The organism is Brevundimonas sp., from assembly GCF_036399195.1.
Taxonomy (GTDB): Bacteria; Pseudomonadota; Alphaproteobacteria; order Caulobacterales; family Caulobacteraceae; genus Brevundimonas.
The window spans coordinates 1-7,451 of sequence record NZ_DASWNO010000197.1 but is presented as its reverse complement, the minus strand read 5'-3'; the positions used below and the strand labels follow the sequence as shown (position 1 = coordinate 7,451).

Annotated in this window: 9 protein-coding genes; 2 read left to right on the top strand and 7 right to left on the bottom strand. The window is 71.9% G+C overall.

Translation table 11 applies throughout. The features are described from left to right. Positions 1-123: 123 nt before the first annotated feature. From VGB60_RS09070 to VGB60_RS09055, 4 genes are read right to left on the bottom strand one after another with little or no spacing between them, the layout of a single operon-like run. Positions 124-849 carry a lysophospholipid acyltransferase family protein gene (locus VGB60_RS09070; RefSeq protein ID WP_331037944.1) on the bottom strand — a complete coding sequence of 242 codons (726 nt, stop codon included), beginning with the start codon at positions 847-849 and terminating at the stop codon, positions 124-126. A gap of 1 nt (position 850) precedes the next feature. Then, on the bottom strand, positions 851-1,474 hold the full coding sequence (locus tag VGB60_RS09065; RefSeq protein ID WP_331037943.1) for a YdcF family protein: 624 nt from the start codon (positions 1,472-1,474) through the stop codon (positions 851-853). 9 nt (positions 1,475-1,483) lie between these two features. Beyond that, on the bottom strand, positions 1,484-2,365 hold the full coding sequence (locus VGB60_RS09060; RefSeq protein WP_331037942.1) for an ABC transporter permease: 882 nt from the start codon (positions 2,363-2,365) through the stop codon (positions 1,484-1,486). After that, a complete protein-coding gene (locus VGB60_RS09055) occupies positions 2,362-3,072 on the bottom strand; it encodes a cell division ATP-binding protein FtsE (protein WP_331037941.1) in 711 nt (236 codons plus the stop codon). Before VGB60_RS09055 ends, VGB60_RS09060 begins: the two co-directional genes overlap by 4 nt. A 68-nt stretch (positions 3,073-3,140) precedes the next feature. On the opposite strand from VGB60_RS09055, the gene VGB60_RS09050 reads away from it, so the two are divergent. Further along, complete coding sequence (locus VGB60_RS09050; protein WP_331037940.1) at positions 3,141-4,058, top strand: MJ0042-type zinc finger domain-containing protein; 918 nt, start codon at positions 3,141-3,143, stop codon at positions 4,056-4,058. Next, complete coding sequence (locus tag VGB60_RS09045) at positions 4,051-4,581, top strand: phosphoribosyltransferase (protein ID WP_331037939.1); 531 nt, start codon at positions 4,051-4,053, stop codon at positions 4,579-4,581. Before VGB60_RS09050 ends, VGB60_RS09045 begins: the two co-directional genes overlap by 8 nt. Positions 4,582-4,741: 160 nt before the next feature. On the opposite strand, the gene lysA is transcribed toward VGB60_RS09045, so the two are convergent. The 3 genes from lysA to argH form a co-directional block, all read right to left on the bottom strand. Beyond that, positions 4,742-6,019, bottom strand: a complete 1,278-nt coding sequence (lysA, locus tag VGB60_RS09040) for a diaminopimelate decarboxylase (RefSeq protein ID WP_331037938.1) — start codon at positions 6,017-6,019, stop codon at positions 4,742-4,744. A gap of 9 nt (positions 6,020-6,028) precedes the next feature. Then, a complete protein-coding gene (locus tag VGB60_RS09035) occupies positions 6,029-6,265 on the bottom strand; it encodes a hypothetical protein (protein ID WP_331037937.1) in 237 nt (78 codons plus the stop codon). An 11-nt stretch (positions 6,266-6,276) separates the two neighbouring features. Next, positions 6,277-7,451: argininosuccinate lyase (argH, locus tag VGB60_RS09030; RefSeq protein ID WP_331037936.1), on the bottom strand; the 1,175-nt coding region annotated here is incomplete at its 5' end.

The following is a 7,451-nucleotide window of genomic DNA, read 5'->3' as shown; positions in this document are numbered from 1 at the left end:
TTCGTCATCCTCCGGCAAGCGTAGCGAGACCGGGGGACCCAGCGGCGCGCGCGAGCGCGAACCTGCCGGGAGCGCGGCTGAACAGGTCGCCTTCGGCGCCGCTGGGTCCCCCGATCTGCGCCGCTAAAACGGCTTGTCGGAGGATGACGAAAGAAAGCGAGTCGACGCCCCCTCGATCCGCTCCTCCAGCAGCGCCATGAACTCCGCCCGCTTCAACCCGGCGGGGATGGCCGGCAAAAACTCGTACACCACGGTCCCCGGATAGCGCCGGAAGCCGTGCGCGGGCCAGTGGACGCCGGAGTTGGTGGCGATCGGGGTGCAGGGGCTGTCGAGGTCGCGGTAGAGGGCGGCGATGCCCGGCTTGTAGTCGGGCGGGGCGCCGACGGGCGCGCGGGTGCCTTCCGGGAAGATGAGGATCTGGCGGCCCTGGGCGTGCCGCGCGCGAGCCTGCCGGACCATCTCCTTCAGAGCCTTGGAGTGGGCCGAGCGGTCGACGGCGATCATGCCGGTCTTCCAGGCGAACCAGCCGAAGAAGGGCAGGGGCAGCAGCTCCTTCTTCATGATGAAACAGTTGTCGGGTAGCACGGCGAAGGGGGCGATGACGTCGAGCATGCTCTGGTGCTTGCCCGCCAGCAGCGATGCCCCCTCGGGCCGGTGCTCCAGTCCCCGGAACTCGACCCTGACCCCCGCGATCCAGCGCAGGCCGAACAGGATGAAGCGGGCCCAGCTGCGGATCACCCACATCGCGGCGCGGTAGGGCAGCAGCAGCGCCGGGGACAGGCCGACGGCGAAGAGGGCCATCGACAGGTACAGCCAGGCGACGAACAGCAGCGATCGGACGGCCGTCATGTCAAACGGCCTTGGCGGCCGGAGCCTCGGCGGCCGGGTCTTCCGGCGAGAAGCCGCCGAGCGTGGCCCGGCCCAGGGCCGCCAGATATTTCATGTATTCCAGCGTCATTCGCCGAGCCGTCACCGCCGCCCGCCACCAGCGCGAGTTGTCCAGCGACGGGGTCTCGATGGCGTAGGGGGTCAGCCGCACGCCCGGCGCCGCGGCGCGGATCTCGGTGAGGGCGCGAGGCATGTGGTAGTCGGACGTCACCACGATCAGGCTGTCGTAGCCCTTGGCGGCGGTCCAGGCGGCGATCTCCTGCGCGTTGCCCAGCGTGTCCTCGGCCTCGAAGCCGAGATCGACGCAGCAGTTGAACAGCCGATTGGAACCTGGCGTCAGGGCCCGCAGCTCCTGCCGGCGGACTTCGCGGTTGACGCCTGAGATCAGCACGCGCTCGCCCTTGTCCTGCTCCAGCAGCCGAATGGCGGTGTTGACGCGCTCGGCGGAGGGGCCGGTCAGGGCGACGATGGCGTCGGCCCGCTCCGGCTCGGGAGCAGGCGCGAGGCCGCGCACGCGGTCCGCGAAGGCGAACAGGCCGATCGCCCAGATCAGCGCCAGGATGGCGATGAAGGTCAGAAACTTCATGCGCTTAACCTAGTGCCGCCCCTTGAGCCGCGCCAGCGCGGTAAAGCGCGCGGCTGCGAGCGCCACCGTAGCGGCCAGCAACGGGCATGGCGAGAGCAGGAGGATATCGCTCCACGCCAGCGGCAGGGCGGGGGTCACCCCTTCGGCGCCGCCCAGCATCCGCGCGCCCGCCACCAGCAGCATGGCCGCGCCCGCCCCGACGGCTCCCCCGCCCGCCGCCAGCAGGCCATAGCGGGTCTGGAACAGGCCGGCGATGGCGCTGTCGGAGGCGCCGTTCAGGCTCAGCGTTCCGATGACGCCCGTCTGAGCGGCCATCCCGGCCCGGGTCGCGTAGACCACGGCGGCCGCGGCGGCGCCGGCGGTCAACAGGAAGGCCGCCAGGGCGAGAACCGTGATCAGGGCCGCCGAGCGTTCGACCTCGCCGCGCCACAGGCTGTGGTCGTCCACGGTGGCGTCCACGCCGGCGGACGCCAAGGCCCGCCGCAGGGTGACGGCGCTGGCCGGGCCGTCGCGGTCCAGCCGGACGGTGACCAGATGCGGCAGCGGCAGGTCGGGCAGGGCGGCGTCGCCCAGCCAAGGCCGCAGCAGGGCCTCGGCCGTCTTGCGGTCCATCGCTTCCGCCTCGGACACGCCCTGAACGCCCGACAGGGTCTCCGCCGCCCGGGCGGCGGCCTCGGCGCCGGTCTCGCCGACGCGCGGTCGGACCTGCACGGTCGCCTCGGCGCGCAGCTGCCGGGCCCAGCCGTGGGCGGCGCGGTCGGCGGCGGCGGCTCCGACGGCCGACAGGCAGGCGAGAAAACACAGGACGGCGATCAGGGAAAACAGCCAGGGCTCGCCGCCCGCGTCGCGCGGCAGCAGCGGGGACTGGCGGACGAACAGACGCCCCATCATGCGTCGCCTCCGGAGAGACGACCGCCCTCAAGTCGCAGCACGGCCGCGCCCGAGCGCGTCGCCAGGGCTAGGTCGTGGCTCGCGATCAGGACCGTCGCCCCGAGCCGGTTCAGCGACTGGAACAGCTTCAGCAGCCGGTCGGCCATGGCGGCGTCGACGCTGCCGGTCGGCTCGTCGGCCAGGATCAGGTCGGGGCCCGCGACCACCGCACGGGCGATGGCCAGCCGCTGTTTCTCGCCGCCCGACAGCGACGGCGGGCGATCCTGGGCCCGGTCGCCCAGGCCGACCCAATCCAGCATCTCGGCCACATCGCCGGCGTAGTCGGCGGCCCGACCCCCGGCCAGCCGCAGCGGCAGGGCGACGTTGTCGAAGGCGGTGAGATGGTCCAGCAGGCGGAAATCCTGAAACACGACGCCCATCCGCCGCCGGAACACGGGCAGGTCGCGCCGGGGCGCCATGGTGACGTCCTCGCCGAACAGGCGCAGCGTCCCGGAAGCCGGCCGCTCTGCCAGCGTCAGCAACTTCAGCAGGGTCGACTTACCGGCCCCGGACGGTCCGGTAAGGAAGTGGAAAGAGCCGGATGGCAAGGTGAGGTTAACGTCCCGCAACGCGCGGTGCGCCGGTCCATAGCCGAAGCCCACGCCCGACAGGCGGACGGTCTCGGACGAGTCGGCGGATCGGGCGGCGCGGCGGGGCTGGACGGGCATGAATTTTTGGGTCGGGACGCGGTGAGAACCGCGACGGGAGGGGGCGAAAAGCCTCGCAGTCAGCGCACATGATACTGACCTGCCCGTCCTGCGCCACCAGCTATTTCACCCCCGACGAGGCGATCGGGCCGAACGGCCGCGCCGTCCGCTGCCGCGACTGCAAACACACCTGGCGCGCCACGCTGGACGAGCCGCTTGAACTATCCGACTCGCGCCCGCGGGTCGAGCCCAAGCCCATCCCCCGCGAGGCCCCTGAAGAAGAGACGCTGGCCGAGACGCCGGCGCCGGAACTGCCGCGCGCCTTCCGCGCTCGCGCCGAGCAGCAGCGCCGCCTGCGCCGCGCCGCCGCCCACGGCGTGGTCTGGGCGGGGATCGCCTCCGGCTTCGCCGCCCTGCTGGCCTGCGCCTGGCTGTTCCGGGTCGAGGTCGTCGAGATGGCGCCACGCACCGCCGCCGCCTACGCCGCCGTCGGCCTGACGGTGAACCCGACCGGACTGGATTTCGAGGCGATCACCGCCCGGCCCCTGCCCATCGACCCCGGCAAGGTCCTGGTCTCGGGCGCCCTGCGCAACGTACGCGACAACGAGCGGATCGCACCGCCGGTGCGGGTCGCCCTGCTGGACGCGCAGGGCGCCGAGATCGGTCATGCGATCGTGCGCATCGACGCGGCCCCCGTCCTGCCCGGCAAGGTGCAGGGCTTCGCCGCCGTCATCTCCGATCCCGGCGCGCGGGGCCAGGGCATCGGCGTCGACTTCGTTCTGGAGGCGCCGGCGGTCCGCCAGCCCGTACAGGAGGCGCGGCCGGTCCGCGCCGACACCCGACGGGAAGCCCGTCCAGCACTGGAGCCGGCCGTGGCGCGCGAAGCCGAGGGTCTGCGCCCGGCCCTGCCGGCCGGGGCGGCGGCCGCGCTGGACATGCAGCCGATCGATGCGGTGCCGGTGGTGGACACCGCCGGGGTCGAGGCGCTATCCGCCTCGCATGGCTGACACCCCCAAGCCCACCGTTCTCCTGCCCGAGGCCGAGGTCCAGCGCATCGTCGCTGAGCTGGCGGCGCGCATCGCGCCCGTGACCGACGACGAGACCGTGGCTGCCGTGCTGCTGACGGGCGGCCTGTGGTTCGCCGCCGACCTGACGCGGGCCCTCTCGCGGCTGGGCCGAAATGTACGGTTCGACGCCCTGTGGCTGGCCTCCTACGGCGACGAGAAGGAAAGCCGCGGCCGCATCGATGTCTACGCCCCGTTCCAGCGGCCGATCGCCGGCCGGCGCGTTCTGATCATCGACGACGTCTTCGACACCGGCCTGTCGCTGGCGGAGGCGGTCCGCATCGCCCGCGAAGGCGGCGCATCCGACGTGCTGACCGTGGTCTTCGCCCGCAAGCCTTGGCCCCTGCCGCGCGCGCCCGAGCCGGACTTCGTCGGCTGGGAGGCCCCGAACCGCTTCCTCGTCGGCTACGGACTGGACCACGCCGGGACCTTGCGCGGGCTGCCGGACGTGTGCGCGCTGGACTAGGGGGGAGGTGGTTGGTGGCTGGTGATTAGTGGCTAGTGGCTAGTGGTCAGTGACTGGCGGTGGATGCCGTCGAGGGGCCGCGGCCAGTAGCTACTAGCCACCAGCCACTAATCACCAGCCACTAATCACCAGCCACCAACCACCAGCCACCAGCCACCAATCACCTCAGCCAGTCCGGCCGCGCCTCCGCGGCCAGCATCGCCTCATAAGACGGCCGCGCCCGCACCACGGCCCAGCGGTCGCCGTTCACCAGCACCTCCGGCACGAGCGGACGCGAGTTGTACTCGCTGGACAGGACCGCCCCGTAGGCTCCGGCGCCCATGAAGGCGACCAGATCCTCGGCCTCGAGCGGCGGCAGGCTGCGGTCGCGGGCGAAGATGTCGGTGGACTCGCAGATCGGCCCGACGAGGTCGTACAGGCGCGGCTGGCCCTCCCGCGCCCGCACGGGGACAAGGTCGTGGAACGCATCGTACAGCGCCGGCCGCATCAGGTCGTTCATGCCCGCGTCCAGAACGAGAAAGCGGCGTCCGTCTTCGCGAGCGTTGATCTGGATCACCCGGCTGAGCAGCACGCCGGCGTTGGCGGCGAGCAGCCGGCCCGGCTCGAACGCCGCCTCGATCTCAAGGCCTTCCAGCACGGCGGCGGTCATGGCGACATAGTCTTCGATCGACGGCAGGTCCGTCTGACCGTGATAGGGCACGCCCAGCCCGCCGCCCAGATCGAGCCGCGTCACGCTGAACCCCTGCGCCCGCAGCGTGAGCGTCATCTCACGCAGCGCCCGGAAGGCGGCCTCCAGCGGCGCCAACGTGGTGATCTGACTGCCGATATGACAGGCCAGTCCGACCGGCTCGACATGCAGCGAGGCCGAGGCGCGGGCGTAGAGGTCAAGCGCCTGATCCATCGGCACGCCGAACTTGTCGGTCGCGCCGCCGGTCGTGATCCGCGCGTGGCCGCCGGCGCCGATGGCGGGATTGACGCGGATGGCGACCGAGGGCGCCGTGCCCTTCGCGGCGGCGACGGCGATCAACCGGTCCAGCTCGACGGCGCTCTCGACATTGATCTGGCGCACGCCCGTCTCGATGGCGAAGGCCAGTTCCGCGTCGGTCTTGCCCACGCCGGAAAAGATGATCCGTTCGCCGGGGACGCCGGCCGCCAGCGCCCGCCGGATCTCGCCTTCGGACACCGTGTCGGCCCCGCAGCCCAGCCGAGCGAGGGTCTGCAGCACCGCCACATTGGAGTTGGCCTTGACCGCGAAGGCGATCAGGGCCTCGCCCAGCGCCGGACGCCGGCTGTCGAGCGACTCGCGCAGCAGCCGGTAGTGCCGGGTCAGGGTGGCGGTCGAATAGACATAGGCCGGCGTGCCGACGGCCTGCGCCAGCGCCTCCAGCGGCACGCCCTCGGCGTGAAGCGCGCCGTCGATGCGGTCGAAATGATGCAAGGCGCGCCCCTAGTCGGGCCGGGCGCCCGAGCCGCTGAACGGGCTGGTGTTGGGACCGCCGTCGATCGGCTGGGTGCTGGGCGGCCGATAGACCGTCGCCGGTTCCGGCAGGCTGGGCGCGCGGTCGCTGCGCATGCTGCGCTCGGTCTTGCGCGCGGGCGGCGCCTCGAGGTCAGCCATGCGGCCGCAGCCGGCGGCGGAGGCGGCGAACAGGGCGGCGACGCCGAGAGCGAGGAGGGTTTTCATGCCAGGGACCTTCATGAGAGGCGCGTCTTCCAGTCGGCGATGCGCGCGCGGACCTGTTCCGGCGCCGTGCCCCCGAAGCTCTGGCGGCTGGCGCAGGAGGCCTCGGGGGTGAGCACCTTGTAAACCGCCTGGGTGATCCCCGCCTCAAGCGATTGCAGTTCGGGCAGCGGAAGTTGCGACAAATCCACGCCCAGCGCCTCGGCGCGCTTCACCGCGGCCCCGGTGACGTGGTGGGCCTTCCGGAACGGCAGGTTCAGCTCGCGCACCAGCCAGTCGGCCAGATCGGTGGCCGTCGAGAAGCCCGAGCCCGCGGCCGACCGCATACGCGCCGTGTCAGGCTCCAGCGCCGAGACCATGGCCGTCATGGCGCCCAAGGCCAGCGTCAGGGCGTCGAAGGCCTCGAACACCGGCGGCTTGTCCTCCTGCATGTCCTTGGAATAGGCCAGCGGCAGGCCCTTCATCACCGTCGACAGGGCGACCAGCGAGCCCATGATCCGGCCCGTCTTGGCCCGCACCAGTTCGGCCGCGTCGGGGTTGCGCTTCTGCGGCATGATCGAGGAACCGGTGGTCAGGTCGTCGGGCAGGCGGGCGAAGCCGAACTGCGGGGTCATCCAGACCACGATCTCCTCCGCCAGCCGCGACAGGTGGCCGGCGCAGATCGAGGCGGCGGCCAGACTCTCCAGGGCGAAGTCGCGGTCCGAGACCGCATCCAGCGAATTGGCCATGGGCCGGTCGAAGCCCAGCTCGGCGGCCGTCATGTCGCGATCGATGGGGAAGGGCGATCCGGCCAGGGCCGCCGCGCCTAGCGGGCTCTCGTTCATGCGCGTCCGGGCGTCAGCGAAACGGCCGACGTCGCGCCCGAACATCTCAACATAGGCCATCAGGTGATGGCCGAAGGTGACCGGCTGGGCCGGCTGTAGATGGGTGAAGCCGGGCATCAGGTCGCCGGCGTGCCGCTCCGCCCGCGCCAGCAGCGCCGCCTGCAGCCCCTTGAGTTGTTCGACCGCTGCGTCGCAGGCCTCGCGCACCCACAGGCGGAAATCGCTGGCCACCTGGTCGTTGCGGCTCCGCGCCGTGTGCAGCCGCCCGGCCGGCTCGCCGATCAGTTCCGCCAGCCGGGCCTCCACATTCATGTGGATGTCCTCATAGGCGTCGCGGAAGGGGAAGGTCCCGCCGCGGATCTCGG

Coding starts and splice junctions, on each gene's coding strand:
- VGB60_RS09055 (WP_331037941.1), bottom strand. CDS start 3,072: ATGCCCGTCCAGCCCCGCCGCGCCGCCCGATCCGCCGACTCGTCCGAG.
- VGB60_RS09050 (WP_331037940.1), top strand. CDS start 3,141: ATGATACTGACCTGCCCGTCCTGCGCCACCAGCTATTTCACCCCCGAC.
- VGB60_RS09065 (WP_331037943.1), bottom strand. CDS start 1,474: ATGAAGTTTCTGACCTTCATCGCCATCCTGGCGCTGATCTGGGCGATC.
- VGB60_RS09070 (WP_331037944.1), bottom strand. CDS start 849: ATGACGGCCGTCCGATCGCTGCTGTTCGTCGCCTGGCTGTACCTGTCG.
- VGB60_RS09035 (WP_331037937.1), bottom strand. CDS start 6,265: ATGAAAACCCTCCTCGCTCTCGGCGTCGCCGCCCTGTTCGCCGCCTCC.
- VGB60_RS09060 (WP_331037942.1), bottom strand. CDS start 2,365: ATGATGGGGCGTCTGTTCGTCCGCCAGTCCCCGCTGCTGCCGCGCGAC.
- VGB60_RS09045 (WP_331037939.1), top strand. CDS start 4,051: ATGGCTGACACCCCCAAGCCCACCGTTCTCCTGCCCGAGGCCGAGGTC.